Annotated in this window: 2 protein-coding genes; both read left to right on the top strand. The window is 50.9% G+C overall.

The window, feature by feature from the left end; translation table 11 throughout:
- Window positions 1-471 precede the first annotated feature (471 nt).
- Window positions 472-615, top strand: a complete 144-nt coding sequence (locus tag V6D20_00445; protein HEY9814265.1) for a hypothetical protein — start codon at window positions 472-474, stop codon at window positions 613-615.
- A 232-nt stretch (window positions 616-847) separates the two neighbouring features.
- Window positions 848-1,318 (top strand): hypothetical protein (locus tag V6D20_00440; protein HEY9814264.1); only part of this gene is annotated, 471 nt, incomplete at its 3' end.

Genomic DNA, 1,318 nt, shown 5'->3' with positions numbered 1-1,318 from the left:
GTGATTCGAGTCCACCAGTCACGTCACACGAGCCAACCTTCCTGACAATGTCACACACAAGCCCTGCATTCTGACGAGCCATCCTTTCTGTCAAAAGAACAAAGTCGAAGCCGCAGAATACGAAATGGATGGACCCAGACAACGTTCTGATCAAGACTAATCTATGTAGTAATATACATTCATGGATATCCCGCAAATGATCGGAGGATCTTTATGTACAACGCAGTAGGCAGCCCTCCCTGTGGCACCTGGAGCAGCCGGATAAAGACATTGCCAATTACACTACTGTGATCAAGAGGACCTCCTCTTATACTGTTCACCCTTCGGGTATTGAACATACTGACCGAGTTGGATAGGGTGAAGTGATCGGCATCCCGCTGTTTCAGCGACAGTGATTTTCGCCATTGTCACTCCTTTTTTAGGAGTTTCTTGATTCTCCTGGTAGGATTTTCTCATAGGATTCTACGAGGGATGACTACCAACCATGAATCTCGAGCGACAGCCCCAGTGGAGGTGGCTGTGGACAATGAGGATGCTGCTGATCCCGACAGCCGACAATCTGTAGCAATTGCTACATGGAACATTCGCAATGGACGGGCCAATGGCCTGGAGTGATCCATTTGGGCACTTGCCCAGATGGAAGTGGACGTAGGAATCCTTACGGAGACCAAGCTGACCAATGACATCCACACAAGAGCATGTCTTGGATATGCCGTGCTTGCCTCACGGGCAGTGAGCCCACATCAAGGTGGCGTTGCCCTTGTTTACAAAGAGTCTGCCTTCTGGCAGATCGAGTCCACTCGATGGCATGGACCGAATGTCATCAGCTGTGTGCTGGTGTCTGGTCATGTGCGACAATTTCAGACTCACCCTGGCTGCCATCAACCAGGCCATGGACCAGTTCTCCCCAGAGGAACGCCAATGGGCAATCCTTTTGGGCGACCTGAATGTCAATCTTGCTCAACCGCAGGGAGCAAGGGAGGTGGAGATTGCTGCAGCAGTCACCACTCATGGCTTGGAGGACATGTTGCCCCATTTCTATCAGCGTAAACGCTATGGATCTAGGGCAACTTGGCACCAGTTTCGCAACAATGAAAGGATAGAATCTCGCTGGGATTATATCCTCAGCACGGACCGCAGGTATTGGCGTCAAGTCGGTATCCGTGATCCCCGTAACTTCGATTTGGATCACTACATGATCCTTGGCAAGTTGGTATCTGAACCACTCCGGGGAAACCGCCGATACCTTAATGGTAGACGCAGTTTCCCCCTGAAGCTCCCAAAATGGGGGCCTCAGACCCGTGCCGATTTCCTTTTT

The sequence above is a fragment of the Candidatus Obscuribacterales bacterium genome (genome assembly GCA_036703605.1).
Classification (GTDB): domain Bacteria; phylum Cyanobacteriota; class Cyanobacteriia; order RECH01; family RECH01; genus RECH01.
This window is presented reverse-complemented; position numbering and strand designations above follow the sequence as displayed.